Source organism: Rheinheimera muenzenbergensis (assembly GCF_036984005.1).
In the GTDB taxonomy this organism is placed as follows: Bacteria; Pseudomonadota; Gammaproteobacteria; order Enterobacterales; family Alteromonadaceae; genus Alishewanella; species Alishewanella muenzenbergensis.
This window is the reverse complement of sequence record NZ_JALAAR010000016.1, coordinates 1-25693: the sequence shown is the minus strand read 5'-3', so window position 1 is coordinate 25693 and position 25693 is coordinate 1. Positions and strand designations below refer to the sequence as shown.

The following is a 25693-nucleotide window of genomic DNA, read 5'->3' as shown; positions in this document are numbered from 1 at the left end:
CGGCTCAGCGGTAGCTGATATCTTTGTACATCGGTGCCAGCAAGGCTAACAGCTGGTTTTGCGCACTGATACTGATCTGCTGCCGCTGCATCACCTTAATTAAACCTTCTACCAGCGCATCATAGTCAGCCAGGCTGATATTAAAGCCGGTATGACTTTCCTGCATAGTGCCGCCGCTATAAACGCAGGGCCCGCCGCTGAGCTGGCACAGTTGTTCGGCCAACAGGGTGCGAAAGCGGTCAATGTCGGTGTCGGCAAAGTGGTGCACGATGCGCTTATCCTGCTCTATTTCGCGCAGCAGGCCGTCGGTTATGGCGGCAATACCATCGGCGCCGCCCAGTTGCTGATATAAACTGGGCGCAGTGTTGTGGCTGCAACTGCTCACAAAGATGCTGCACAGCAGCGGGATAGCTAACATGGCACTGAACCGCATTACCAGGCTCCTTCTATCGATAAATAATAACCCTGCTGCTGATCAAGGCCGGCAATACTGCCCAGATCGGCATAGCCGGCCACCAGCGACAAGTGCTTATTAACAAACCAGGCGGCAAAAATATCGCGCCAGTGTTGCTCATTGGCAAAAGCCAGTTCGTTGGGTTTTTGCTTAAATTCAACGCCAAGCGCCAGGTTGTAATTTAACAACAGCGCCGCCGAGCCTTCGAAAACCAGCTGATAGTCATTGTTGTTGCTGTTACCAAAACCCAGTAAGCCAGTCTGGTTGGCTTTGGTGGCCCGCAGCGTAGCATTAAGCAGCAGGTTACGGCCGGCGACTTGATCAAACAGCACTTTACTGGCCGCCAGATACAGATCTATCCCGCTGTTATCACGGGCGCCAACCGCCTGCGGCAGGGCAAAATCGCGGTGTTTTTTGTACTGCAGGCCTAAGCTTAGTTGCGGCATAGCGGTGTACAGTAGTTCGCCGGCCAGATGATATTTGATGCCAAACACGTCCTGGCGTAACTCACCGCCTATAGTGTCAAGGCTAAAAGTTTGCCGGGCAAATGACCACTCCCAGTTATTGTCATAACTGACGCTGGCGCCCTGCACTCTGAGGGTAAAATCATCCACGCCGACCTGGGTAGCAAAAGCGGTGGCCGCCCATTCGCCACTGCTGCCATAGCCATTAATTACCGCCCATGGCACTATGCCGCCGCCAGCGCTGCCTTCAATATTGCTGGCACCACCGGTGGCGATAATTTTGCTGCCTGCCAGACACAGCGGGCTGGTTAAAAAACAAAGAGTCAGTAGTAAGCGTATTGTCATGCAATAGTCTCCGTGTTGAACCAGGGCCGGCTATCGGCATTAAATTGGTTTAACCACTGAGCAAACTGCGCTGCCTGCAGGGGTTTGGCAAAGTAGTAGCCTTGCACCTTGTCGCAGCCACATTGCTGCAGCAGGGCTAAGCCGGCCTGATGCTCCAGCCCTTCTGCGGTCAGGCTAAAACCCAGGCTGTGTGCCAGTTGCGTGGTGGCCCGCACGATAAGGGCATCATTGGCATTGTGCTCAATGTCTTTGACAAAGGCGCGGTCAATTTTTACTTCATGTACCGGCAGTTGTTTTAAATAGGCCAGTGACGACTGACCGGTGCCAAAATCGTCGATAGCCAGGCTGATGCCCAGCGCCCGCAGTTGACTGAGTTGCTGAATAACCGTATCGGCATCGTGCATAATGGCACTTTCTGTCACTTCCAGTGCCAGCGCTGCTGCGGGCAGTTGCTGTTGTTGTAACAGCTGCTGGATAGTGTCAGTAAGGGACGGGTTTAACAAATCAAACACCGACAGGTTGACGGCAATTTGCAGATGTAACCCCTGTTGCCACCATACTGCGGCCTGGCTGATAACCTGGCGCAGCATCCAGTCGGTGATCAGGCCAATACAGCCGGCGTGCTCGGCCAGAGCAATAAACTGATCCGGCGCTATAAAACCCAGTTGCGGATGTTGCCAGCGGATCAATGCTTCGGCGCTGTGGCAGTGTTGTTGCTGAATATCAACTTTCGGTTGATACACCACATAAAACTGGCCGTTTTGCAGTGCCAGCGGTAAGTCGTGAATTAAAGTAAGCTCACGCTGATGGCTTTCATCCTGGCCTTGTTGATAAAAAGCAATGCCGGCCGGCATTTGCCGGGCATTGTCCAGCGCTATATTAACCCGGCGCAGCGCATCATTAACGGTTGCCGCGCCGGCACTGAAATTAAATACCCCGGCGCGCAATTTCAGGTTAATAACCGAGCGTTGCAGTAAAAAACCGCCGAGTAACTGCTGCAGCAGCTGCTGCACTTGCACAGTGGCTTTCGGGCTGCTGTACAACAGGACAAATTCGTCTGCCCCCAGCCGGGCTATCAGTTCGGCTGCCGGGTGAAGTTGGTTTAAACGCTGGGCCAGCTGTTGCAGTAACTGATCGCCGTTACTAAAGCCAAGGACATCATTAATGTTTTTAAATTGCTGAATATTCAGCTGGATCAGGCAGCCATCCTGCAAACTGAGCCAGGGCTGCAGCAAACGTTCGGCGGCTGTGCGGTTGTAGCAGCTGGTCAGGCTGTCATGTTCAGCGTTAAACAGCAGCTGTTGTTCACGTTGGCGGATATCCTGCTGCATAGTGCTGAGGGTGCGGCTAAGCAGTGCTACTTCATCATTACCGCTGATGGTTGGCGCACTGTCTGCCTGGCCCTGACCAATGCGGCTGGCAAACTGACTGAGTGTGTTAAGCGGCTGGGTGATACTGCGGGCAAATACTATTGCTACCAGCAAGGCTACTGCCAGCGCTGCGCTGAAAATCAGTAACAGCTGTTGGCGGAATTGCTGATAACTGGCCAGCCAGCGCTGGTTGGGCAAATGTTGTAGCGCCCATAGCTGCTGCAGCTTATCCAGTGGCAGCGCGACAGAAATATAATCCTGCTCGGCATTAATAATGGCGGTGTCGGCCTGGGCAATTAACTGTGGCACCAGGGCGGGCAGCAATTGCTGATGTGCCTGGTCCAGTGTTGAACTTTTCAGCTGCACGCCGCTGTGCTGGCGGGTGACAAAGCTGATGTCCAGCGCAGTAATGCTCTTAATGTTTTCCGCCAGCGGTGTATCCAGCGGGAACCCCATGCCTACCCAGGCAATAAGGGCCGGCGCTTTCACCGGCGCCAGCACTAACTGGTATGGCTGGCCCGCCAGGCTGACGATATCGGCTACAGTGCTGTTGCTGTTGCCGCGCGTTTGCTGGAACAGGGGAGCGATGTCAGCGATGCTTAGCGTAGTATCTGAGCTGACTAATAAGTCGCCAGCGGGAGACAGCAACAGCATCAGGCTGGCATCAATGCGGCTACCATGGTTTTGCAGTACCGATTCTATCGTTTCCTGTTCGGCGGTGGCGACAGCGCGGCGAAAAGCAAAATCGGCGGCCAGCAAACTGACACTGTCGCTTAGCTGCTCTGCGCGGTTATCCAGCGCCTGACGTAACACTTTATTGGCAACGGTCAGGATCTGCCGTGCCTGTGTCTGGCTGTCCCGCTTCATGGTATTTAATGTGGCAAAGCCACTGGCCAGCGCCAGCAGGCTTAACACCAGCACAAAAATAACCACCAGCTTACTGCGCAACGAGGTTATCCGCATGCGGTGGCGCCGGGGAGGTGCAGGCAGTTGGTCGGCAAGGTGTTGCTATGCAGCACCAGCTTCATGCAACATGGGCTTGGCGGGGTAAACAGCAGCATAACGAAAAATTTTGCCATATGCGGTATCGTGCTTATCAATTTGGTTAACAATAGCAATAAGCTATGACAGGCTCAAATACAATATGGTATTAGCGTAGTTAACATGAGACGGACCGACACAAAATGAAGACAGGGTTAATACGTCAGGGTTGGGTTTTGTTGACGCTGTGCTGGATAAGCAGTGTAACAAACGTACAGGCAGCCGATATTTGCCAGCAAGCCAGAGCACAGCAGCGGCCTTGTGTCGCGCTGGTATTGGGCGGCGGCGGCGCCCGTGGTGGTGCGCATCTGGGGGTGATCGAGCAACTGGAGCGCCAGCAAATTCCGATTGATTTAGTGGTAGGTACCAGTATCGGCGCCTTTATCGGTGGCTTATATGCCAGCGGCCATAGTGCAGCGCAAATTGAACAAAAGCTGCAGCATACCCCCTGGGCCGAAGGTTTTCGTGATCGGGTGCACCGCGATGAAATGCCGCTCAGGCGCAAAGAGCAAAGCGACAACTATCCGGTTAATCTCGATTTAGGCGTGTCCGCCGACGGCGTTAAATTACCGAAAGGGATTTTAAGCGGCCAGGCGCTGGCTGAGATCCTGCAAGGCACCTTTGGCATCTTTGCTAACCTTAAGCATTTTGATCAGTTACCGGTGCCATTTCGGGCGGTAGCCACCGATCTGCTGACACAGCAAGAAGTGATTCTGGCTGACGGTAGTCTGGTGCAGGCGGTGCAGGCATCGATGAGCATTCCCGGTGTGGTGCGGCCACTGGAGCTCAACGGCAGATTGCTGGTAGATGGCGGCGTAGTAAACAATTTGCCGGTAAGTGTGGCCCGGGGTCTTGGTGTCGATCGTATTATCGCGGTCAGTATTGACTCACCGTTGCTGCGGCGCGAGCAAATACAATCGGCTTTTAGCATTACCGAGCAACTCACCAGCTTTTTGGTACGTGCCGGCGTGCAGCAACAGCTACAGTTGCTGACAGACAAGGATTTATTGTTGCAGCCGGACTTAGTCGACATTAGTACGCTGGATTTTGGCAATATCGACAAGGCTATCGTATCCGGCCGGCAAAGCGCCATCCGCTTTGTGCAGGCGCTGGCCGGGTTCAGCCAGCCACAACGGCTATACCGTGACTGGTTTAGCCGATTTCAACAGCCTGACAGCCAGGCGATCACTATCGACCGTATAGCGTTGCAAAACCAATCGCGGCTGAACGATGACTTGTTGCTGGACAGGCTGCAGCTAAGCCCTGGTCAGCCTTACACCGAACGCAGCCTGCGCCGTGGCTTACGCCAGTTGTATGGTCTGGACACCTTTGAACGGGTTAGCCAGCAACTGAGTAGCGATGAGTCGGGTAATACCGTGTTAAATGTCAGTGCCAGCGAAAAAAGCTGGGGGCCGGGTTATGCCAACTTCCGGCTGATGTTTGAAGATGATTTTCGTACTAACCACCTGTATCAGCTGGCGGCGTCCTATACCCGAACCAACCTGTCTGACTGGGGCGCTGAATGGCAGCTGGAGCTGGCGCTGGGTAGCAATAAGTTTATCGAAACAGAACTGTACTGGCCGCTGGCTGGCAGCGGTTTATATGCGTTGGCTAATTATCAGCTGCAGCGCAATGTGCAGGCATTAAGCGATGAAAACGGCTTATCGGATGGCGAACTAAAAAACAACGAACATGCGCTGCAGTTTGCTACCGGCTGGAATATTTCTGACCATGCCAGGTTACAGCTGGGCTGGCTCTGGCGCGACGGTGGCTATGTGTTACCCGGCCAATATGCCACACTACTGGGCCGGCCTGAGATTGATTATCGCCGTCAGGGGCCGTCGCTGGAGTTTATCTGGGACACTCTGAACAGCCGCAGTTTTCCAACCCGGGGCATACGCCTGAGCGGCAACTATCGTTTTATGCATGACGATGTACTAGGTCAGAACACCGACAGTAACAGTAGCAGTATCGAACTGCTGGCGGCTAAAAGCTGGCAGCGCCACACATTGCGCACGCGCTGGCAGGTTGAACAGTACCAGGCCGATCAGGTCGATATTCTGGCGTTAGAACAATACAGCCTGGGCGGCTTTCTTAACTTATCCGGCTATGCGCCCAATTCGCTGTATGGTAGCGATATTCAGTTTGGCAGTCTGGTGTATTTGTACCGGCTTAACCAGCCGCGTATTTCGTTTATCAATAGCCCGCTGTACTTTGGCGCTTCTGTTGAGCGTGGCCGGGTGCGCAAAGATGTGTTTGGTGCCTCAGGCGGTGTAGATGCCACTGACTGGCTATGGGCCGGTAGCATGTTTCTTGGTTGGGACACACCGCTGGGGCCGCTGTATTTTGGAGTCGGTCTGGCACAAGATGGCCAGTCGGGACAACAGGATGCCGTGTACCTGTCGTTTGGTCAGTCGTACTGACGGCCGGTTATATTTGCTGACATTTTGCTATTGGCAATGCCGGCGGGCGCAATGTTAAGCTAACTGCAGGTTAATAAGCAGGAAGCGAAAATGCAGTTAATTGTTACCGCAATCAGCAAAGCCTACGCTAATGTGCAGGCGGTGAAAAAGGTAAGTTTTCAGATCAATAGTGGCGACATTTTTGCGCTGCTGGGGCCAAATGGCGCGGGTAAGTCTTCTATTATCCGTATGCTGGTGGGTATGACGAAGCCCGACAGTGGCAGCATACTGATAAGTTTTCAGGACCAGCACTATGACCATGTGCCCCGCCGGTTGCTGGGCTATCTGCCGGAAGATCGTGGCTTGTATCCGGATAAAAGCATTGAAAAAAATCTGTTGTATCTGGCCCAGCTGCACGGCTTAAGCAAAGCGCAGGCTTTGGCTGAAATGGACACCTGGTTGCAGGTGTTCGAGCTTACCGAGCGGCGCCATAATGAGCTAAAGCAGTTATCCAAGGGTAACCAGCAAAAGGTGCAGCTGATTGCTGCCGTGCTGCATAAGCCGGCACTGGTGATACTGGATGAACCGTTCTCCGGGCTGGACCCGATTAATCAGGAAAAAGTCGTCGAGTTTTTAAAGCAACTAAAAGCCCGCGGCATGACCGTTATACTCAGTGCCCACCAGATGGCGATGGTAGAAAAACTGGCTGACCATATGTTACTGATGGCACAAGGGCAGGTGGTACTGGCCGGTACGCTGGAACAGATCCGCGGTCAAAGTGTTGATAAGCGCCAGCTTAAAGTGGCTTTTGAAGGCGCAGTCAGCGCAGAACAATTGCAGCAGCTGCCGGCTATCGCTGAGGCGACAGCCGACGGCCGGCACTGGTTACTGACACTGGCTGAAGCGGTCACGGTGTCACAATGCCTGCAACAACTGCTGCAACTGGGTGAGCTGACACAGGTAGAAATGCAAAACACCGACTTACATCAGCTATATCTGGCGGCTATGGCAAAACATCAACCGGAGGCCGCAGCATGATTTCACGGCAGAGTTTAATAGTGGCTAAGTGGGAGTTTTTACGATTTTTTAAGTGGAAACAACAACTTATATCGTATTTATTGATGCTGGCGGTGATGGCTGCAGTGGCGCTGTGGAGCTATTTTACCGATGAAAGCCGGCAACAATACCGTATAGCGGTGCCGGCCGGTTTTAATATTGCTAACACTGAGCAGTTTCAGTTTCAGCGCCCAGGTATCAGTTTGCCGCAGCAGTTGGCGCAAATGCAAACCGATGACTCCTGGCATGCGGTGCTGACCGAGCAAACCGAAGGTATAGTGATCCATACCCTTACCGGCAAAAAGTGGCTGCTACAGCTGGAGCAGGTGTTGCAACAACACTACCGTAAACTTGCGGCCGATCAGATGGGGCTGGATGAAACGCAGCTGGCGCGGTTGGAGCAGCCAGTAACTATTGATACAGACTTTTTGGATCAAAACTACAAAGGCAAAGATACGCCGGAAAAAATGATTGCCATGGGCGCACTTATTTTGTTGTTTGTTGGTCTGTCTACCGCCTTTGGTCAGGTACTGATTAGCGTGACCGGCGAAAAACAGCAGCGGGTCACAGAGCAGCTGTATGCCATTTTAACACCGCAACAGTGGATGGATGGCAAGGTGCTGGGCCACAGCTTTAGCGCGCTGAAGGCGATGGTGACCTCCGGACTGGTGATGGTGCTGGTGTTTACCGTGGTGAGTTTGTTTGGCGAAAAAGGTGTCGATTTAAGCTGGATTAACCTCAGTGTGGTGTTGTGGCTGATCCCGTTTGCATTGCTGGGTGTAGTGCTGTGCGCGGCCTTTATGGGCGCTGTTGCGGCGTCAATTGACGACCCCAATACCAGCGGCAAAGGCGCAGTAATGATGATCACCTGGCTGCCGATGGTATTTACCTTTTTGGTCATCGACAGCCCATCTGGCTGGGCCATGACATTACTGAGCTTTTTACCGCTGACCTCTTTTGCTGCTATGCCGGTAAAAATGGCTATGGTGGACGTGGCCTGGTGGCAGCCGCTGCTATCGCTGTTGCTGTTGCTGGCAACGGTATGGTGGATGCGCCGCCTGGCCGGCCGGGTGTTTTTACGCGGCATGCAAATGTATGGTAAAGAGCCATCCTGGGGCGAAATAGTGCGTTGGGCGCTAAGTAACAAAACCGAGTAGCAACACCGGGTAGCAAAACCGGTTAATCGGTTGCAGTCAGGGCGCGCTCAACATCAATACCGATGCTGAGTGCGCCTATATGTACGCCGGTTTCATCCAGCACGGGCACGCTGAGTTTTACCTGAAAGCGCCCGGTTGACTGGTCGTATTCTACTACCTCGATATAATAATCCAGTGCTTGTTGAAACACGCTGAGAAATTGGGTTTCATCGCCTTGCCAGTAATCTGACGTCAGCCGGCTGATAGCGACATTGGCGCCCTGGTTGTCCATCAGGATCACTTCATTTACCAACGTCTGGTAATTAGCCTGCCAGTGCTGCAGTGCGGCTGACGCCGGATGTTGCAGCAATGTGTTCGCCTGCGTCGGCATGCCATCGGGTTGCGCCAGTTGTTGTTGCCAGGCTAGGTCAGCCTGCTGAACCTGCGCTATGCTCATCGCCGCCTGATTTTGCCGGATAACGGCCTGGCGCAACACTGCTGATTTGGCCAGCGAGCGTACATGTTCCAGCATCAGGTCGCTAATCTGCCGTTGTTCGATATCTGACAAGGCAAAAGAGCGGGTAGCACACAGGTGCGCGGCGGCATTAAACTGGCGGATCAGCCCGGGGTGTTGTTGCAGACGTTGCGCCGAGAAATACACCCCCAAAGCGGCATAGCGTAAAAAGCGCTGCTGAAAATCTTCTGCCGGCAATTTTAGCCGCACTCTGGCCTGGTCAAAATCTTCCAGATCGGCAATAAAGATGTCAATGCGGCCTATATGCAGCAGTTGCAGTAATTGGGCGATATCGCTCACTTCAATTTCAGCGGTAATATCGTTGCTGCGTAGCCAGTCGGCCTGATGGCTACCCAATACTGCACCATAGCGCAATTTAGCGCCGTTGTCGGGGCCGGCATTGCGCTGATGCCAAAACCAGTACCAATTTTCTAAAAACAGCGGTGCAGACAATACCGCAGTATCGTGCATTTCTTCGCTGGCCATTGCTGTGTAGTAGCCATCAATGCGGTTGTATTTCACTTCCTGTTTGGCGCGGCGCCATGGCATGGCCAGAGTTTGATAGGGCAACTGTAATTGCTGCATAATGCACTGCATCTGGCGGTGACTGTCGTCTGTACCGTGCGGGCTGTGCGATGCCAATAGCAAGGCATTGCCGCTTGGTGGTGTCAGTACTAGAGTGGTGAGCAAGAGTGCCAGCATAGCGGTTAATAACAGGTTAAAATTACAGCCAGTATAGCAGCCAGTTCCCACTTGGGGGTTGAACTTCTGCCTGGCCGCCCTGACTAATAGCCTATTGTGACATCTTACCGTGGGACATCGAACAGAAAACCCCACTGGCGGGATGTTGTGTTTGTCACGCTTGGGCGCTGACTCAGCTTGAGGTAATTATGTTTTCTTCGTTTAAACAGCAAGGCCAGCAGTGGCAACAGGTGTTTGCCCGTGGCCGCAGTGGCGGGCCCTTGCAGCGTATTCTGGCCTGGTTACTGCTGGGGCTGATGCTGTTTATCGGCATGGCAGTGCTGGTGTTTATGTTGCTGCTAAGCTGGATTTTAATTCCGATCCTGCTGTTTCGTCACCGCGGCAAAGTTAAAGCCTGGCAACAGCGGCAGCAGCAAGCTCAGGGGCAATATCGCCAAAGCGGTAATGACCAGCAGACCATTGAAGGTGAAGTGCTGCATAAGCGCGAAGATTAACTGCTGCAAGCCGATTCTCCGTTCAGTGATTAAATGTTTAGCTACCACACACCGCCAGTTTGGCCTGAATAAAGTCACTGTGGCGAATAAACAATAAATCGGCAATTTTGCGCAGCATGGCTTCTTCATTCGGGTCCAGTATGCCGTCGGCATAGGCCTGCTGCCACAAATTATCCAACAAGGCGAGCCGGGCAGCATAGCTTAACTGCTTTAAGCTGGCCGTGAACTGATGCAGTGATATTGCCGCGTCGGCCTGCTTATCGGCCAGTGCCACCACCGCCGCAGCATCGGCCTCGTTTAAATTAAACTCACGCCTGACATAGGCAATCGCCAACGCCTGCTCTTCTGCGCCGCTGGCAAAATCAGCGTGCGCCACCATCAGCATTAACGAAACACAGGCCAGCTCGGTCTCAGTCAGGCCGAAGCGGCTATTATTGCCCACCGGCGAGGCCAGGCCATCATTTACTTTATCCAACAGGGTTTTAAATAGCTGAAACATCGCTGCTCCTTGATTGGTAACCGGGGTTAGAGCCGCAGTAAACGGCAAAGTTCTCCAGGCAGATATTGCTAAGTGCAGCATGCTTGAAAAATCCGCCAGGCTGCCACATTAAGTTGCCATCATCGTTATTACAGTATACGGCGCTTAATGCCTGAGGTGACCCTTGGCTATCCTGATTACCCTGTTACTCGGCGCAGCCATTATAGCGCTGGTGTTATTGTTACCCTATTGGCGCCGCTATCAGCGTGGCAAAATCATGGCCAAGCCTTTTCCGGCGCAATGGCGCGATATAGTAAAGCGCCGGCTGCCGTATTTTCGGGCGTTACCGGCAGATTTACAGCTGCAACTGAAAAAACATATGCAGGTGTTTATTGCCGAAAAGCAGTTTATTGGTTGTGATGGCTTAACCGTAAGCGATGAAATGCGCGTAACCATAGCGGCACAGGCCTGCTTGTTATTGCTCAACCGGCCAGATTATTACTACCCTAAGTTAAAGCAAATATTGCTGTATCCGGCTGCCTTTGTCGTCAGGACGGACAGCACCGATGCCGCCGGCGTGATGCAACAACAGCACCGGGTGTTGTCGGGCGAGTCCTGGGGCCAGGGTAAGGTGGTGTTAAGTTGGGCTGATACGCTCGAAGGCGCCGCAAACCCCTGTGATGGCCGTAATGTGGTGATCCATGAATTTGCCCATCAGTTAGATCAGGAAAAAGGCATTGCCAATGGCGCGCCCCTGCTGGAGCGTAGCAGCGACTATCAGCGCTGGTCCGGTGTTATGGCGGCGGAATTTGCCACCCTGCAGCGGCAGGCCAGTTTAGGCCAGAGCAGCTTATTTAATCACTACGGTGCCACTAACCCGGCGGAGTTTTTTGCCGTGATAAGCGAAGTGTTTTTTGAACAACCATCAGCGCTGGCGCAGCAGCATAACGGCCTGTACCAGGAACTCAGCCGCTTTTACCGCCTAAACCCGTTAAGCTGGTAGCGCCACCTTGTACAGAAAAAAGTGATCTGAAGCGCGCTTTGCGCCATACTCTGCAGCTTAACAAGAACAATTCTTATTTAGTTGGGGATGTCTATGCGCTGGCCTATCTTTGCCGCTGTGCTGTTTGCTCTGGTTGCCACACCTGTCACGGCCAACGACGCCGTACCTGTGCGCGTGGTGATGCCACAACAGCAGGCGTTGTCGCAGCAACTGGTATTAAGCGGCAGTTTAACCGCGCAACAGGATGCCAGCTTATCCAGCCGCATTGCCGGGTTGGTAGCTCAGGTGCTGGTAGATGCCGGCAGCCAGGCTAGCCAGGGCCAAGCCTTACTGCAACTTGATACCAGCCTGGCGCAACACGAACTGGCGCAGCGCCAGGCCGCGCTTAATGCCGCCCGGGTACAACAGACAGAGGCGCAGCGCCTGGTAGACGAAGCCCGCCAGCTGACACAGCAGCAATTATTTCCGCAAACTGAACTTAGCCTGCGCCAGGCAGCGCTGGCACGGGCGGACGCTGAGCTGCAACAGGCCAGTGCAGCGCTGGCGTTGCAGCAGGAAATACTGGCCCGCCATACCCTAACGGCGCCTTTTGCCGGCGTAATTGTCAGGCGCTATACCGACAGCGGTGAATGGCTGGCGCTGGGGGCACCGGTGTTACAGCTGGTCAGTTTAACGCCGCTGTTACTGGACGTGCAGGTGCCGCAAGAATACTTTGCCGCCCTGCCAGCCTTGCAACGGCTGGAGGTGCGTTCTGATCTGCAGCCCGAGCAGAGTTTGTCAGCCCAACTGGTGGCGGCCGTGCCGGTGGCCGATGCCACTGCGCGCAGCTTTCTGGCCCGGCTGCAGGTGGACGATGCGCAGCATGCTTTGCTGCCCGGCAGCTCTGCCACGGCCAGCCTGTACTTTGCCCGTGATGATGCCAGCGTGCTGGTGATCCCCTCTGATGCGCTGCTGCGCCATCCGGATGGCAATTTCAGTGTATTTAGCATCCGGGATAACACCGCACAGCGGCACAATGTCAAATTAGGCCGCGTTAGTGCCCAGGGCGTAGAAGTGTTATCGGGTTTACCGGCTGAGCAGCCGGTTGTTATACGCGGCAACGAAACCCTGCGTGACGGCCAACCGGTGCGGATACTGAGCGACGACACCAGCGGTGCGCCGCGCGATAGCAAGGAGTAACGCATGCTGGATGCCGGAATTCGTCGCGGTACCATCTTAACGGTGGCGGTGTTAATTATCTGTGTGCTGGGCATAGTGGCGGCGCTACGTATTCCGGTGCAAATGATCCCCGATCTGGAAGTGCGTACCATCAGTGTGGTAACCGGCTGGCCCGGTGCTACGCCACAGGATGTCGAAAAAGAAATTTTGATTGAACAGGAGCGCTATCTGCGCACCTTGCCCAACCTGAAACGGATGGTGTCGCGCGCCAGCACCGGCTCGGCGCAGATAGAGCTGGAATTTCCGTTTGGGGTTGACGTTAACGAAGCGCTGATCCGCGTTAGCAATGCGCTAAGCCAGGTCAGTGCCTATCCGGTAAATGTCGACCAGCCGCGGCTGTTCAGCAGCTCGTTTTCAAATAATGCATTTATGTATTTCCGGCTGATGCCGCTGGCCGGTAACCCGCTGCAGCTGGATATGGACATGCTGCGTGACTACGCTGAAGACTATGTGCGGCCACAAATGGAGCGGGTGCCCGGTGTGTCGGAAGTGGGCGTAAGCGGTGGCGCTGAGCGGCAGATACAGGTGTTGGTAGATCCGGCAAAGCTGGCGCAGCGTGGCATTAGCCTGACCGACGTGCGTGACGCTATCCGCGCCCGCAACCGCGACAGCTCGGCCGGTGATATCGACAGTGGCAAACGGCGCTATTTATTGCGCATGGTGGGCCGTTTTGAGCAATTACCGCAATTAGAAAACCTGATTTTAACCCAGCAGGGCGATGCCCAGGTACGGCTGAAAGACGTGGCCACCCTGGTGCTGGATCACTTTGAGGTGCGCGATTTGTCTTTTACCGATGGCGAGCGCACTCTGGGCTTGTCGGTACGGCGTGAACCGGGCTCCAATGTCATCGACATTAAACGCCAGATGATGCAGGTGGTGGCGCAGCTGAATCAGGACATGCTGGCTGGCAATGGCCTGCAACTGATGCTGATCAGCGACGATGTGCGCTATGTTGAAGATTCGATCCGCAATGTCTGGACCAATCTGGCACTGGGCGCCATGTTGGCTACCTTAGTGCTGTATCTGTTTTTGCGCTCCAACCGCGCCACGCTGGTTGGGGTTATTGGCGTGCCCATTTGTACCATAGCGGCGTTTTTGGGCCTGTTGGCTTTTGGCCGCACTATTAATGTGATCTCACTGGCCGGTATTGCCTTTGCCATTGGTATGACAATGGATAACAGCATAGTGGTGCTGGAAAGCATTGAGCAGGCCCGCCGCCGGGGTCTGGACCGGATTGAAGCGGCCATCCGCGGTGTACGCGATGTCTGGCCGGCAGTGCTGGCGTCTACCCTCACCACCGTACTGGTGTTTGTGCCGATTTTATTTGTCGAGCAGGAAGCCGGTCAGCTGTATTCCGATATCGCCATTGCCATTGGTGCCGCCATTATTGCCTCTATGCTGGTGGCAGTGTTTGTGGTGCCGGCGGCTATTGCCCGGCTCGGCTTTGGCCAGCAACTGTCAGCGCAAACGGACAACTGCAGTACACCGGGCGCACTGCTGGCTATGGTGCAGGCTATTATCCACAGCCAACGCAGCCGGTTGTTTACCCTGGCCATAACCTTGCTGCTGACGCTGGGCGCAGGCTGGTATTTGCTGCCACCGGCTGAATACCTGCCCGAAGGCGAAGAACCCAAAGCTTTTTCGTCGATGATTGCGCCACCGGGCTACAACCTGTCGGAAATGGCCGCTATTGCTGAAGAAATTAAAGCTTTTCTCACCGCCAAAGTTGATGCCGATCCGGCGTTGTTTGACCGTGGCGAAACCACTATGCCGTCGCTGAAGTATTACTCGCTTAGTGTGTCGGTAGGCCGCATCCGGGTGCTGAGCGAGCCCAACCGGCCGCAGGATATCGACGCTATGATGCAGGCGATGACGGCACTGTTTCGCCAATATCCGGGCATGCGGGCTTTTTCATCGCGTGGTTCTATCATCAGCAGCAATGACGGCGGTACCCGGGCGGTGGCGCTGGATATTTCCGGGCCGGATCTGGCCAAGCTGTACGCTACGGCCGATGCGGCCTATGTTGCTGCCGGCCAGTTATTTGATAAACCACAGTTAAACTCAGAGCCGTCCTCCCTGTCGCTGGATCAACCGCTGATTGAAATTCGCCCGCATTGGCAGCGGCTGGCCGAAGTTAACTTTAGTGCCGCCGATTTTGGCTATGCAGTGTCGGCACTGAGTGACGGTGCCTTTGTGGATGAGTTTTTTATCGCCGACGATAAAGTGGATATTTTTCTGTTTAGTAACGCCGGCGCGCAGCAGAGCCTGGCGCAGTTAGCACAAACACCGGTACTGACACCAAACGGGGCTGTGTTGCCGCTTGGCAGCCTGGCCGAGTTGGCCGAAGTCGCCGACAGTGACACCCTGCGCCGGGTAGACGGCCGGCGCACCGTTACCTTGTATATTATTGCGCCACGCTCGGTGGCGCTGGAAACCGCAGTACAAATTGTGCAACAGCAATTGGTGCCGCAGTTGCGGCGGGACGGTGCTATCGCAGCCGATGTCAGCCTGGACATCTCTGGTGCGTCTGATCAGCTGGACGAAACCCGTGCAGCGCTGGGCGCTAATTTTGCAGTGGCCGTATTGCTGATATACCTGTTGCTGGTGGCCATTTTCAGCCACTGGGGATATCCGTTATTTATTCTGGCTACGGTGCCACTGGGGCTGGCTGGCGCTCTGGTTGGCCTGGCGTCGGTAAATGCTGTTAGCAGTGCGCTTAACCTTGTCGGTCTGGGGGGCTTTTATCAGCCATTTGATATGATCACCATGCTGGGCTTTTTAATTCTGCTGGGCACAGTGGTAAATAACCCGATTTTAATCGTCGACCAAAGCCGGCATAACCTGCACGCTGGCCATATGACAGTGCCAGAAGCGGTATTACAGGCGGTAGCAACCCGGCTTAGGCCCATTTTAATGTCAACCGCCACGACGGTGTTCGGCCTGGCACCACTGGTGTTAATACCCGGCGAGGGCACCGAGTTGTATCGCGGCGTTGGTATTATTGTGCTGTGCGGTTTGCTGTTTTCCACTGTCATCAGCTTAACGTTTTTACCGGCGCTACTGGTTACGGTGTTAAAGCAAAAAAACAGCTAGTCAGAAAAAAAGGCAAACTTAATGACCTGGGCTATTACCAGTAAGGCCACCAGCGGCAAGATATAACGGCTGAGTTTAGCGGTCTGCTGCGGATCGCGGTTGCCGTATTTTTCGGTTAACGTTACCACGATAAACAGGGCGGCAAACAGCAGGGCTAAAATGGTAATTAAGGTTGTCATACAAGGCTCCGTTACGTATCTGGCGCAGCTTAACCGGTTTTAACTTTAGTTTCAAAAAGCCGCCGCTGTCGCTTCGCGGCAAAATGGCGTCATGCTATGCTGAGCGCACTATATCTGACTTAAAAAGGAATCCATATGTTATTGGCGATAGTGGCACTGATAGCGGGGTTGGGCCTGTTGGTTTGGAGTGCCGACCGCTTTGTTGACGGCGCTGCAGCAACGGCGCGTTATGCCGGTATGCCGCCGCTGTTAATTGGTATGTTAATAGTAGGCTTTGGTACTTCAGCACCGGAAATGGTGGTATCAGCTATGGCTGCCAGCGATGGTAACCCGGCACTGGCGCTGGGTAATGCTTATGGTTCTAACATTACCAATATCGCGCTTATTCTGGGTTTGGTGGCATTGCTAAGCCCTATTGCTGTGCACTCACAGGTGCTGCGCAAAGAGCTGCCGTTATTAATGCTGGTAACCCTGTTTGCCGGCTGGCAGTTATTTGATCATCAGTTAAGCCGCTTTGACGCCTGGTGTTTGCTGGGGGTGTTTTTTGCCGTTATGGCCTGGTCTGTCTGGCAGGGCATGCGCAACCCGCAGGATGCCTTAGCCACCGAAATGGACGAAGACTTAGCAAGCCAGTCGCAAATGACATTAAAACAGGCCATTATCTGGTTGTTAGTCGGTCTGGTGCTGTTAATTGTCGCCTCGCGCATGCTGGTATATGGCGCGGTGTTTATTGCTCAGGGCTTAGGTGTCAGTGATTTAGTCATAGGCTTAACAGTTGTGGCTATAGGTACCTCGTTACCAGAGCTGGCGTCTTCGTTAATTGCCATTAAAAAGGGCGAGCATGATATCGCCCTGGGTAATGTTATCGGCTCTAACCTGTTTAACACGCTGGCTGTAGTGGGTATAGCAGCAGCAATTGAACCCATGGCCGTTGATGCGGTAGTACTGACCCGCGACTGGACGCTAATGGCGGTATTAACGGCCGTTATCTTTGTCATGGGTTATGGCTATAAAAAGCAGGGCCGCATTAACCGCATTGAGGGCGGCATCTTGTTGGCGGTGTTTATTGCCTATACCGGTTATCTGGTTAGTACCGTTATTGCCTAACGCATGAGCGCAGCAAAGCCGGAACTCGACAGTGGCTATTACCTGCAGCATTTTAACGAGCTGCTGCAGTTTGTTGCTGGCCACTATGCACAGTGTTTAACCGCCGATGCGCAGCAGTTTTTAACCGATTTTGCTGCGCTAAATGCGCCGGCGCAGCAATTGCTGGTGCGGATGTTAAACCGTAAAGGCACAGTGTTTGCCGATACCGAGCTTAGCTACAGCGAAATTGGTCCGGCAGGGCCGGTGCTGGACGCGCTGCACACAGCCGGCTTTGTCAGTGCGCTTAGCGAGCAGCAGCTTGAAGACTTTTGGCTGCGGTTAACAAAAGATACGCTGTGGCAGCTGCTGCAGTTGGCCGAGACGCAAACCGGTGTAAGCTGTGGCGCAAAAAAAAGCCAGACCAAGCCGGAATTACTGCGCAGCGCACTTAAGCTACCGCTAAACTGGCTGCCACTTATCGATAAGTTGCCGCAGCGCTATGTGGCATTGCAGCGCCAGGATGCGCTTAACTACCTGTATTTTCTCTATTTTGGCCGCATCGAGCCAAATTTATCGCTGTTTACCTTACGGGATTTAGGCATCCGCCAAAGCGGCCAGTTTAAGCAGCAATTTACTCCACGCTTTACCAACTTAGCCCAGGCCCGGCTGGCCTACGCTTTAGCCTGTGCAAAACAGCAACTGGCAGAGCTGGCAAAACAGCTTAAACGCCAGCCCGATGAGGCGGCATTGCTGATAACACCCTGGCTGAGCACGGTAACGCTATGGCCGCAAAGCGATGACAATGCGCTGGCGCTAAAGCGCAGCGAGCGCTGTTATCAGTTGGGCAAGCTGGCCGAGCAGTATCAGCTTAACGAGTTGGCTATCACCTTTTATCAGCACAGCAACGGCTTTCCGGCCAGTGAACGGCTGGCACGGTTGTACTACAGCCAGGGCCAGCTCACACAGTGTCAGCAGTATCTGCAGCAATTACTGGCCGACCCCAGCTGCGACGAAGAATGGCTGTTTGCGGAAGATTTTTACCGGCGCAAATTTGCTGAGCACAGCAGTGGCCGCCAGCGCTCGCAGCTTACGCAGTTGCTGCAAGATGCGCCGCTGGTGGGCGTAGACGAGTTGTACCTCGGCAAAGCCGAACAGGGCTTAATGGCGCATTATGCGGCTCAGGGTTGTACGGTATTTCATGGCGAAAATAACCTCTGGCTGGCGCTATTTGGCCTGTGGTTCTGGCATGAGTTGTTTGAGCATCACGACAGTGCGCTGCATAACCCGTTTGAGCGGCGGCCGCGAAATTTAGCCAGCGGTGGCTTTTATCAGCAGTTTCAGGCTGTTATCGAGCAAAAGCTGGCGCAATTGGCGCAGCCTACTGCAAGCACAGCGCTGCTAAGTGCCCTTACTGCGCATTACGGCAAAAACAATAGCCTGTTTTACTGGCACAGCGACCTGGCACAGCAGCTGTTACCACTGTTGCAATATGCGCCCAAGGTAAACGGCGAAAACAGCTTAGCGCCACTATTGCGCGCCATGGCGCAAGACTTTGCCCGCCACAGCAGCGGCTATCCGGATCTGTTGTTAATCAAAGATCAGCAGTTGCAGTTTATCGAAGTAAAAGCGCCGGGCGATAAAATACAGCGCCATCAGTTAGCCCGGTTGTTGGCACTGCAAAATGCCGGTTTTAACGCCCGCATCGAAAAACTGCAGTGGATAGTCGACCCGAACCGCTTATACGTGGTGCTGGATGTCGAAACCACCGGCGGCAAAGCCGGTACCGATCGCATTACCGAAATTGGCGCGGTAAAAGTGCAGGCGGGTAAAGTATTAGACACTTTTAATACCCTGATTAACCCGCAGCGGCACATTCCGACTTTTATCAGCCGCTTAACCGGTATCAGTAACAACATGGTAAGCGACGCGCCCACCTTTGCCGATGTCGCCAACCAGCTCAGTGCGTTTTTACAAGGCGCGGTCTTTGTCGCGCATAATGCCAAATTCGATTACAGCTTTATCCGCGCCGAATTCGCCCGCTGTGAACTGCCGTTTGATATGCCGCAGTTGTGTACGGTAGTAAATATGCGCCGCTACTACCCGGGGCTGCAATCTTACAGCCTGGGCAAGCTGTGCGCCGAGTTCGGCATTAAACTCACCAACCACCACCGCGCACTGGCAGACGCCACCGCTACGGTGGAGTTACTCAAGATGATTAATGCAAAGCGTGGCTCGTCAGAGAGTGACGAAAAATAGTACTTTATTAGCTCAGGACTTGTGATCTTCAGCGGCGTAGTTAAGCATTAAGCGGCTAAAGAAGCCGAAATACACCAAGCCAACTATCGCAACAAAGAGTTTTTCGCTGCTGTCCGTGTCAGCGCTCTGATACATATTTGTACCTTCGTAAATAACCGCCAAAAGTGCAGCAGCGAGCAACAGATACCAGAATTTGCCAAAACCTATAATTTTACGCCAGGCGTAACCATAACTGGCTATTGCTGTAAGAACAGCAAAAGCCAGCATAAACAGCCAACCGGCTATCTCACTATTAGTCATCGCGACAGGCTGTTGTGTTGCTTGTATCAGGCTAAATACGCCAAGCAATAAATAAATTACTGTTAGCACAAAAAACAGCTTCCAGCCGGTGCGGTTTGTCATCATTGATCCTTAGTGCCAGTGGCCAAATGGTATGTCATCGGGATTTGCCGGTAACTCTTTCCATCCGTCAGGGTTATGCAAATATTTCTTAGCAAAGTTTACGCTTTTGGCTCCTGAGGCCGGTAAACCTGCCAAGATAGCCAGCAAGCCTCTGGCTTCTGCAGAGTTACGGCCTTTAATCGTCATGACAAATTCAAGCGAAGGCATTAGGTTCGTGTAAACTTTATTGGCTTTTCTTTTATCGGTAAAAATGCCGAACATAGCACTGAAAGGTTCGAGTAACTTTGACATGGTTTATCATTCCTTGAGTTGTTAAAGTTAAATAAATGTATCATTTGTTTGTTTTTAGCTCAACAGGAATAACAAGCTTAGATTATAGATATTTCCGAAATACTCATTTGTTGGTACAGTTTTGACAACCTGTGCCAGCACTTTGATATACGAATCAATAGGGTCAGTGTCATTGATTCGGCATACGCATATTTTCTTGGCAGAAATGTGAATGACACTGGCCCTTTCAATCTCTCTTGATCTCTGTAATTCAGTAATCTGCATAAGTATTAGGAACAGCTTAGTTGGCACTTACGCCCAAAGAGCTGAGTAGTCCACCGTCTATTTGGTCTGAATCCATCAAGTAGTTTTCTGCCCGATACTTTTTAATACTGCTTCTTAATTGAGGGCCCATTATGCCGTCTATTGCGCCTAAATAATGGCCACTTGAATATAAAGCCAATTGCACACGCATTATCAGTAATTTACGCTTCTGTTGGTCGGTCAATGTATCCGCAGCTTGCTTTGTATTGGTTGTAGTCGCTGCATTAGACGATGTATTACTTGGCGTTGATGGCGTTTGCTTTTGGGGGGCTGGCGCAGCTGGTTTCGGCGGAGGTGGTGTGTAGGGTCTATAAGAACCACCTGCTGATGAACGATGTGAGCTATGGCTTCGATGGCTGCTATGAGAGCGATGGCTGCGATGCCCGGCAATGTAAATTGGCGTTTCGTTGTTCAAGGGCGATAGCTCCAGGCTATCTAAGCCAAAATCGCGGTAATTATCTGCTGCCGGTCCTGAATCAAAGTCAGAGGCGTTGCTATTGAGACTTAAAAAACCAGGTAAGAAAGCAGCTAAATTCAACAAGCGTTTCATACATACCTCTGAGGTGATTGAAGAAATTTTCCTTTGGCTGATGCGAAAAAACCACCGCATTGGTTTTTCATCGAACATGAAGAACATTCTTTCGGATAATAGTTTTTCCAGTCAGAAATGGATTGAACCGACAACTCGTGTAAATGTTCAGGTAGGTGGCATAAAGGATAATTAAATAAGTACAGCGGTGTGCTGTTTTGACGTGATATTTTTGCTGCGTTCTCAAGTAGTAAAGGGTACTCCAAGGGATGTAAATACAGCCCATCCCAGTTTTTACGTGCCCACCCCATAGGCTCCATATTCATCACTGAAATTTGATTAATGTTGGTAAAAACTCTATTGGCGTATTCGGCAACAAATGGCAATTCCTGTGCGTTTTGGCGGGTAGGGATGAATCGAAGTTCGATATTTATTCCTGAGTTGCCCGCGTTTATTATGCCTTTTACTGTCTCATTGAAAGCACCTTCGGCACCCACAAGCTTGTCGTGAATCGTACTGTTAGCGGCATAAAGAGGGATACCGAAACTCATGGTGATATGTTCTGTGCGTTTTGCTACTGATTTGGTAAATGACAAATCAGCGAATGCCCGGCCATTAGTTAGCACGTGCAGCCTGGTTCGAGGTGCGTGCTCTATTGTGGTATCAAGTAGCCTTATAAAATCATCACGATAAAGTAATGGTTCGCCCCCACTCAGACCAATTTCCCCGTCTAAGTTAAATGCACATATTGCTAAAATTGCTTGTTCCAGCAGCCAGCTGTCATCGCCGTCTTTTGGCGGTTGAGAGCAGAATTGACATCGATTGTCGCAGCGTTCGGTTAACAACAATGTATTGTGATTAGCTCTTCTTGACAGAATAACTCTGATTTTGCCATTGGGACTAATGCTGGCAATATCACCATCTTCAATGGCGCGGAACAGTTCAGAGTTTATAACAGCAGGAGTCTCGGGATTTATTATGGTGCCGCTATTCTCATAAACAATTACTTGAGGTAAAAAACCGGGAATCAGTGGCTGGCATTTTCGCAGTACATAAAACCCACTAAGCTTGCTTTCCTCCGCAGCGCATTCAAACAAATCATTTCTGAGTACCTCAAGCATGGATCCAGTCCTCAATTAAAGATTTGTCGTCTATAGAGGAGTTGTACTTGCTGACCAGAAACTTAAACATGCTTTTATGATATTCACAGAATGCGGACAAGCTTTTGTCACCAATGGGCTCACCTTGCATGCTGATATTCTGACAAGGGTCAGAGCCACAGAACGGTAGAAATGCGCAATTTTCGCAACCAGGATGCAGAAAGTTAAAAGACGCCGAAGTTAGATTCTGATAGTAAGCGCTATTTGCAAAGGAAATCTCATCAACAGTACCAGCACTGAAATCAAGCTGAGGATTAACCTTCTGAAGCATACGGCTTTCGTCACTGCCATAAACTCGCCCATCGTAATTGAACAGTACACAGTTCAGTACTACACCGCTTGGTGACTTTAAATCTGCGTAGCTGGAGAAACTGGGAACAAAAAGCTTTTTGATATGGATAGCGGCGGAATGTTCGACAAATGGCAATCCATCAGCCCGGTATTGTTTTATGCCATCCCAAAGCTTAGCGTAAAACCGCATATATTCCTGCATGGAGTAATTCACGGAGGAGCGTGAATTGGCAAAACCATATGGGCTAATAGGCCTGACGAACAATTCAAAAAGGCCCAGTGCTTTGTGGGTTTCTAATAGCGATAGCGGATTCTTAATAAGTTCATCTGTAACTGTAGTGACGGTTGAGATCCGATGCATGCCAAGCTGTGATTGAATTTTCTTAATGCCGTTGATAGCTAGCTGATAAGCGTTTCCGGAAGGATGGATTCTGTTTCTATCATGGACTAGCTGATCGCCATCCAATGAGACTGAAAATACCACACTGCGACTGCGAGCCCAGTCTATTATTTCATCGCTTACCAGCGATAAACTGGTAGCAATCACCATTTCAATAGAATCACCCCCAAGCTTTTCTTCAGCTTGCTGGTAAATGAGTTTAACTAAATCAAATCTTAATAGTGGTTCGCCGCCTTGCAGCTCTAATTTATACGGTGACTCAGAAAGACGGGCGATAGCGTCAATTATTTTTGGGATGAGCTTTTCGTCCAAATCGAAACCCTGAGCGTTAATCGATGCACGACTGACCTGACAATACTTGCAACTATGATCACAACGCAGCGTCGGTACGATCATGAATATGGGCTTAAATTCCAGCCCTGCCACAACTCGTTTGCCTAGAGCAGAAGCTAAAGATGAGATGGCAGTGTTGATGGAAGATGGGGCGCTTATAAATAGTTTATTTTCCAGATTATGATCAAGCTCAGGAATAAATGTCTGACCAAAATCAATAATGCTTTCTAACTGTTGAAAATTAATGAACATGCTAAAGCCAGCAACATTACTAATAAAATATGAATTTTCGTGTAATCGCTCAAAATTAAACGGCATCAATTTCATTGCAGTTTCAATCTGTTATCAATACTTGTCAGTACATTCACAGCAATCGAGTCAGTTATACGCTGTGTTTTTTGTGCGAGTATTTCACGCAATTTATAATCGTTTAGTAGGCGATGCAGTTGACTTACAACTTGATCATTATTGTCTTTCAGCGATATTGTCCAAAAGCTATCAGAGTCGGATAATTGCCAGTCAGTTACTGAAGATAACCAGTACAAGCTATTTCGAATGACCCATTCAGAATAATTCGATTTGGAGAGGGAAATCTTATCCATGAAATACTTCTTCATTCCTTTTATAGAACCAATCTATCCCTGAGAACAAAGCAAATCAAGTTATATTCTTCAATGGTAGGGTCAGTGGCATTGATTTGGTGTAGGCAATAGTTATAACAGAAATACCAACGCAACTAACCCCGTTTATCCGCCTCTTTTTCAGCGAAATCCATATCGTTCAGTACTATTGTCATCTATGTTTACTATCACATAACTTAACGGTGACACGTCATGGCATATGTTTTCCAGCGCAAGGAAAAATCGCGTGCGCAATATCAGCAAAACTCCATCAAAGTTGCCAAGAAGGCATTCTCCGATAACCTGGAACCCGCCACTGCGAAACTGTCATTACAAGCTATGCTGGCAGACAGCCCGCAGCAACAAAAACTAAAAGCCACTGCACAAATGATGGCGAGTAGCTCCGCGATGCAACGATTAAATACAACCGCGCAAACCTCCACTAATGCAGTACAGCAGGCTCAAGGGCGGGAGAGGCCTAGGGTGAAGGTGATAGGAAATGCGCCAGTTAATGACGATGTGGGGTTAGAAACTGAGACTGAGGCGGATGTGATTGAGACAAAAGCCTTAAACAGCTTAACTGCCATGAATGTAAGCCCCCCTATTCAAAGAAAAGAAGGGGCTGCTAAAAATTCCCTGATTCGCTTTAACCCAACAGCAATTGTACAAAGGGTACTCATAGGTGACGTGGACATTACCAGCTCGACTCCCTACAGAAAAATTGTGGAAGTACTCGGCTGGAGCAAATTTGGTGGTATATCCAAGGCTCTTACCGATGAGCAGAAGCTAGCGTTGAAATCTGAGCTAGAGCATCGTGACGACTGTGATCAAATTCTTGAATGCCTTGATGACGATAGCAGTAGCGATAGCGGATCGTGGGACGATGATGCTGCCTATAGTTCGGATGATGATGTTGATTTTACGGCATTCCAGCCTAACTATGTTGCATCCAGTCAAAGTGGTGGTAAAAGCAAGCGCACTATACTGGCCGACGACTTTGGATGGGAGTCATTTCCAGAGTCGTCTGGCAATCTTAAAAAACTCGGTGTGCACGAAACGGATGCAAAAGAGAAAAGCGCAGCCTTAATCAAAGACGGGCCAAGCCGTGAAATGATTGGGAAAGGCCGTGGCATCGGCAAAGGCCCTGGTTTCTATGTTACGCCTGTAGGTAAAAAGAAGTTATCTACCGCAATTGGTGCGATTGAGTACGGCAATGAGTTATTGGCTATTTACATCGATAAAAGTGTCAAACCTTTCCAATCTCCTGATGAGGCTCATGACCATGTCGATCAACTCATGGAGCTTGCAGTTGCGAAATCAATTGAAGAACATAGTATTCAGCTCGAATTATTAATCATCGATGCCCACGAAATACTTGATGACGTTGAGGATGGGATTGCGATAAGCGAGCAGAATTTACTGCAGATTGATTTGCTCGCAAAGGATATCAAGGAGCAGTTAATAAAAATCGAAAAAGAGATCAAACGTCTCAAGCGCAAGCTAAATCAAGTCAACAAGATGATCGACGAAATGCGGATGCACCAAGCCGAGATCCAACACCCGACCGACCTCTACTATTTCATAATGTCTGGTGGTGGCGAAATCGTCATACCGATAGATTCATACGATAAGGTAAGCGCTTTTCAAAATTGGAAAGGAAATAATCAATAGGATCAGTGTTATTGATTAGGTATAGGGCACTATCATTGCTTCTTTCTATCTCTATAAATGGGGTTGCCCCAATTATTGACGCCACCGCCACACTGGAGTTATTACAGCTAAGTAATGCTAAACGCTGCACAGTGCAATAATACCTCGCTAAAATCTGCACTAAATGGCTGTTTAAATTCACAGTTTTGCCGTTGAGTTTTTTATCTGCAACTTGCTGGCGTAAAACCCGTATTTTGCAGCAACCTAAATTGCAACAAAGTAAAAATGCTTGATTTACATTCAGCTAGCGCCATAGACTGGAGCTAATTTTGCAACTCGCGGGTTTTGATCCTTTGAATAAGCTGTTGAACTAAGCCGCTGCGCGGAGCTCTCAGCCACTACCTGTTATTGAACCACACTTAC

At 51.2% G+C, this 25693-nt stretch carries 22 protein-coding genes; 10 read left to right on the top strand and 12 right to left on the bottom strand.

What is annotated here, in order from left to right; all coding sequences use genetic code 11:
• Positions 1-4: 4 nt before the first annotated feature.
• From MN202_RS16310 to MN202_RS16300, 3 genes are read right to left on the bottom strand one after another with little or no spacing between them, the layout of a single operon-like run.
• Positions 5-433 (bottom strand): group I truncated hemoglobin, encoded by a 429-nt coding sequence (locus MN202_RS16310; RefSeq protein ID WP_335737205.1) that lies wholly within the window; start codon positions 431-433, stop codon positions 5-7.
• On the bottom strand, positions 433-1263 hold the full coding sequence (locus MN202_RS16305) for a DUF3034 family protein (protein ID WP_335737204.1): 831 nt from the start codon (positions 1261-1263) through the stop codon (positions 433-435). Before MN202_RS16305 ends, MN202_RS16310 begins: the two co-directional genes overlap by 1 nt.
• On the bottom strand, positions 1260-3596 hold the full coding sequence (locus MN202_RS16300) for a putative bifunctional diguanylate cyclase/phosphodiesterase (RefSeq protein WP_335737203.1): 2337 nt from the start codon (positions 3594-3596) through the stop codon (positions 1260-1262). The genes MN202_RS16305 and MN202_RS16300 overlap by 4 nt, the downstream gene beginning before the upstream one ends.
• A 221-nt stretch (positions 3597-3817) precedes the next feature.
• Between MN202_RS16300 and MN202_RS16295 the strand changes: the two genes are divergently transcribed.
• From MN202_RS16295 to MN202_RS16285, 3 genes are all read left to right on the top strand, one after another.
• A complete protein-coding gene (locus MN202_RS16295; RefSeq protein ID WP_335737202.1) occupies positions 3818-6097 on the top strand; it encodes a patatin-like phospholipase family protein in 2280 nt (759 codons plus the stop codon).
• 90 nt (positions 6098-6187) lie between these two features.
• Positions 6188-7114 carry an ABC transporter ATP-binding protein gene (locus tag MN202_RS16290; protein ID WP_335737201.1) on the top strand — a complete coding sequence of 309 codons (927 nt, stop codon included), beginning with the start codon at positions 6188-6190 and terminating at the stop codon, positions 7112-7114.
• On the top strand, positions 7111-8289 hold the full coding sequence (locus tag MN202_RS16285; RefSeq protein WP_335737200.1) for an ABC transporter permease: 1179 nt from the start codon (positions 7111-7113) through the stop codon (positions 8287-8289). The genes MN202_RS16290 and MN202_RS16285 overlap by 4 nt, the downstream gene beginning before the upstream one ends.
• Before the next feature lie 22 nt (positions 8290-8311).
• Here MN202_RS16285 and MN202_RS16280 read toward each other — a convergent pair whose 3' ends face one another.
• Positions 8312-9484: a hypothetical protein gene (locus MN202_RS16280; protein ID WP_335737199.1), complete on the bottom strand. Its 1173-nt coding sequence runs from the start codon at positions 9482-9484 to the stop codon at positions 8312-8314.
• Positions 9485-9672: 188 nt separating this feature from the next.
• Between MN202_RS16280 and MN202_RS16275 the strand changes: the two genes are divergently transcribed.
• Positions 9673-9978: a hypothetical protein gene (locus MN202_RS16275; RefSeq protein ID WP_335737198.1), complete on the top strand. Its 306-nt coding sequence runs from the start codon at positions 9673-9675 to the stop codon at positions 9976-9978.
• 37 nt (positions 9979-10015) lie between these two features.
• Here MN202_RS16275 and MN202_RS16270 read toward each other — a convergent pair whose 3' ends face one another.
• The gene (locus MN202_RS16270) at positions 10016-10477 is read right to left on the bottom strand and encodes a tellurite resistance TerB family protein (RefSeq protein ID WP_335737197.1); all 462 of its coding nucleotides are present in this window, start codon (positions 10475-10477) and stop codon (positions 10016-10018) included.
• 163 nt (positions 10478-10640) lie between these two features.
• Here MN202_RS16270 and MN202_RS16265 point away from each other — a divergent pair, with 163 nt between their 5' ends.
• The 3 genes from MN202_RS16265 to MN202_RS16255 all read left to right on the top strand — a co-directional run bounded on the left by MN202_RS16265 (position 10641) and on the right by MN202_RS16255 (position 15770).
• Positions 10641-11459 carry a M90 family metallopeptidase gene (locus MN202_RS16265; protein WP_335737196.1) on the top strand — a complete coding sequence of 273 codons (819 nt, stop codon included), beginning with the start codon at positions 10641-10643 and terminating at the stop codon, positions 11457-11459.
• Between the two features lie 93 nt (positions 11460-11552).
• On the top strand, positions 11553-12638 hold the full coding sequence (locus MN202_RS16260; protein ID WP_335737195.1) for an efflux RND transporter periplasmic adaptor subunit: 1086 nt from the start codon (positions 11553-11555) through the stop codon (positions 12636-12638).
• 3 nt (positions 12639-12641) lie between these two features.
• The gene (locus tag MN202_RS16255; protein ID WP_335737194.1) at positions 12642-15770 is read left to right on the top strand and encodes an efflux RND transporter permease subunit; all 3129 of its coding nucleotides are present in this window, start codon (positions 12642-12644) and stop codon (positions 15768-15770) included.
• On the opposite strand, the gene MN202_RS16250 is transcribed toward MN202_RS16255, so the two are convergent.
• Positions 15767-15949 (bottom strand): hypothetical protein, encoded by a 183-nt coding sequence (locus MN202_RS16250; RefSeq protein WP_335737193.1) that lies wholly within the window; start codon positions 15947-15949, stop codon positions 15767-15769. The two genes, MN202_RS16255 and MN202_RS16250, sit on opposite strands and share 4 nt — an antisense overlap.
• A gap of 135 nt (positions 15950-16084) precedes the next feature.
• Here MN202_RS16250 and MN202_RS16245 point away from each other — a divergent pair, with 135 nt between their 5' ends.
• Together MN202_RS16245 and MN202_RS16240 are read left to right on the top strand one after the other, a co-directional pair.
• On the top strand, positions 16085-17056 hold the full coding sequence (locus MN202_RS16245) for a calcium/sodium antiporter (protein ID WP_335737192.1): 972 nt from the start codon (positions 16085-16087) through the stop codon (positions 17054-17056).
• Positions 17057-17059: 3 nt separating this feature from the next.
• Complete coding sequence (locus MN202_RS16240; RefSeq protein WP_335737191.1) at positions 17060-19291, top strand: exonuclease domain-containing protein; 2232 nt, start codon at positions 17060-17062, stop codon at positions 19289-19291.
• A 12-nt stretch (positions 19292-19303) separates the two neighbouring features.
• Here the strand turns inward: MN202_RS16240 and MN202_RS16235 are convergent, their stop codons facing one another.
• The 6 genes from MN202_RS16235 to hxsD form a co-directional block, all read right to left on the bottom strand.
• Positions 19304-19693 carry a hypothetical protein gene (locus tag MN202_RS16235; RefSeq protein ID WP_335737190.1) on the bottom strand — a complete coding sequence of 130 codons (390 nt, stop codon included), beginning with the start codon at positions 19691-19693 and terminating at the stop codon, positions 19304-19306.
• Between the two features lie 9 nt (positions 19694-19702).
• A complete protein-coding gene (locus MN202_RS16230) occupies positions 19703-19984 on the bottom strand; it encodes a hypothetical protein (RefSeq protein ID WP_335737189.1) in 282 nt (93 codons plus the stop codon).
• 280 nt (positions 19985-20264) lie between these two features.
• Positions 20265-20837, bottom strand: a complete 573-nt coding sequence (gene hxsA, locus MN202_RS16225) for a His-Xaa-Ser repeat protein HxsA (RefSeq protein WP_335737188.1) — start codon at positions 20835-20837, stop codon at positions 20265-20267.
• Entirely contained in the window at positions 20834-21937 is a 1104-nt protein-coding gene (gene hxsC / locus MN202_RS16220; RefSeq protein ID WP_335737187.1) for a His-Xaa-Ser system radical SAM maturase HxsC, read from the bottom strand. Before hxsC ends, hxsA begins: the two co-directional genes overlap by 4 nt.
• On the bottom strand, positions 21930-23327 hold the full coding sequence (hxsB, locus tag MN202_RS16215; protein WP_335737186.1) for a His-Xaa-Ser system radical SAM maturase HxsB: 1398 nt from the start codon (positions 23325-23327) through the stop codon (positions 21930-21932). The genes hxsC and hxsB overlap by 8 nt, the downstream gene beginning before the upstream one ends.
• Complete coding sequence (gene hxsD, locus MN202_RS16210) at positions 23324-23602, bottom strand: His-Xaa-Ser system protein HxsD (RefSeq protein WP_335737185.1); 279 nt, start codon at positions 23600-23602, stop codon at positions 23324-23326. Before hxsD ends, hxsB begins: the two co-directional genes overlap by 4 nt.
• Positions 23603-23833: 231 nt before the next feature.
• Here hxsD and MN202_RS16205 point away from each other — a divergent pair, with 231 nt between their 5' ends.
• Positions 23834-25291: a hypothetical protein gene (locus tag MN202_RS16205; protein ID WP_335737184.1), complete on the top strand. Its 1458-nt coding sequence runs from the start codon at positions 23834-23836 to the stop codon at positions 25289-25291.
• The last annotated feature ends 402 nt before the right edge of the window (positions 25292-25693 follow it).

What these genes read in the sequence shown, in the direction of transcription:
- MN202_RS16310 (WP_335737205.1), bottom strand. Translation starts at nt 433, where the DNA reads ATGCGGTTCAGTGCCATGTTAGCTATCCCGCTGCTGTGCAGCATCTTT.
- MN202_RS16305 (WP_335737204.1), bottom strand. Translation starts at nt 1,263, where the DNA reads ATGACAATACGCTTACTACTGACTCTTTGTTTTTTAACCAGCCCGCTG.
- MN202_RS16300 (WP_335737203.1), bottom strand. Translation starts at nt 3,596, where the DNA reads ATGCGGATAACCTCGTTGCGCAGTAAGCTGGTGGTTATTTTTGTGCTG.
- MN202_RS16295 (WP_335737202.1), top strand. Translation starts at nt 3,818, where the DNA reads ATGAAGACAGGGTTAATACGTCAGGGTTGGGTTTTGTTGACGCTGTGC.
- MN202_RS16290 (WP_335737201.1), top strand. Translation starts at nt 6,188, where the DNA reads ATGCAGTTAATTGTTACCGCAATCAGCAAAGCCTACGCTAATGTGCAG.
- MN202_RS16285 (WP_335737200.1), top strand. Translation starts at nt 7,111, where the DNA reads ATGATTTCACGGCAGAGTTTAATAGTGGCTAAGTGGGAGTTTTTACGA.
- MN202_RS16280 (WP_335737199.1), bottom strand. Translation starts at nt 9,484, where the DNA reads ATGCTGGCACTCTTGCTCACCACTCTAGTACTGACACCACCAAGCGGC.
- MN202_RS16275 (WP_335737198.1), top strand. Translation starts at nt 9,673, where the DNA reads ATGTTTTCTTCGTTTAAACAGCAAGGCCAGCAGTGGCAACAGGTGTTT.
- MN202_RS16270 (WP_335737197.1), bottom strand. Translation starts at nt 10,477, where the DNA reads ATGTTTCAGCTATTTAAAACCCTGTTGGATAAAGTAAATGATGGCCTG.
- MN202_RS16260 (WP_335737195.1), top strand. Translation starts at nt 11,553, where the DNA reads ATGCGCTGGCCTATCTTTGCCGCTGTGCTGTTTGCTCTGGTTGCCACA.
- MN202_RS16255 (WP_335737194.1), top strand. Translation starts at nt 12,642, where the DNA reads ATGCTGGATGCCGGAATTCGTCGCGGTACCATCTTAACGGTGGCGGTG.
- MN202_RS16250 (WP_335737193.1), bottom strand. Translation starts at nt 15,949, where the DNA reads ATGACAACCTTAATTACCATTTTAGCCCTGCTGTTTGCCGCCCTGTTT.
- MN202_RS16245 (WP_335737192.1), top strand. Translation starts at nt 16,085, where the DNA reads ATGTTATTGGCGATAGTGGCACTGATAGCGGGGTTGGGCCTGTTGGTT.
- MN202_RS16240 (WP_335737191.1), top strand. Translation starts at nt 17,060, where the DNA reads ATGAGCGCAGCAAAGCCGGAACTCGACAGTGGCTATTACCTGCAGCAT.
- MN202_RS16235 (WP_335737190.1), bottom strand. Translation starts at nt 19,693, where the DNA reads ATGACAAACCGCACCGGCTGGAAGCTGTTTTTTGTGCTAACAGTAATT.
- MN202_RS16230 (WP_335737189.1), bottom strand. Translation starts at nt 19,984, where the DNA reads ATGTCAAAGTTACTCGAACCTTTCAGTGCTATGTTCGGCATTTTTACC.
- hxsA (WP_335737188.1), bottom strand. Translation starts at nt 20,837, where the DNA reads ATGAAACGCTTGTTGAATTTAGCTGCTTTCTTACCTGGTTTTTTAAGT.
- hxsC (WP_335737187.1), bottom strand. Translation starts at nt 21,937, where the DNA reads ATGCTTGAGGTACTCAGAAATGATTTGTTTGAATGCGCTGCGGAGGAA.
- hxsB (WP_335737186.1), bottom strand. Translation starts at nt 23,327, where the DNA reads ATGAAATTGATGCCGTTTAATTTTGAGCGATTACACGAAAATTCATAT.
- hxsD (WP_335737185.1), bottom strand. Translation starts at nt 23,602, where the DNA reads ATGGATAAGATTTCCCTCTCCAAATCGAATTATTCTGAATGGGTCATT.
- MN202_RS16205 (WP_335737184.1), top strand. Translation starts at nt 23,834, where the DNA reads ATGGCATATGTTTTCCAGCGCAAGGAAAAATCGCGTGCGCAATATCAG.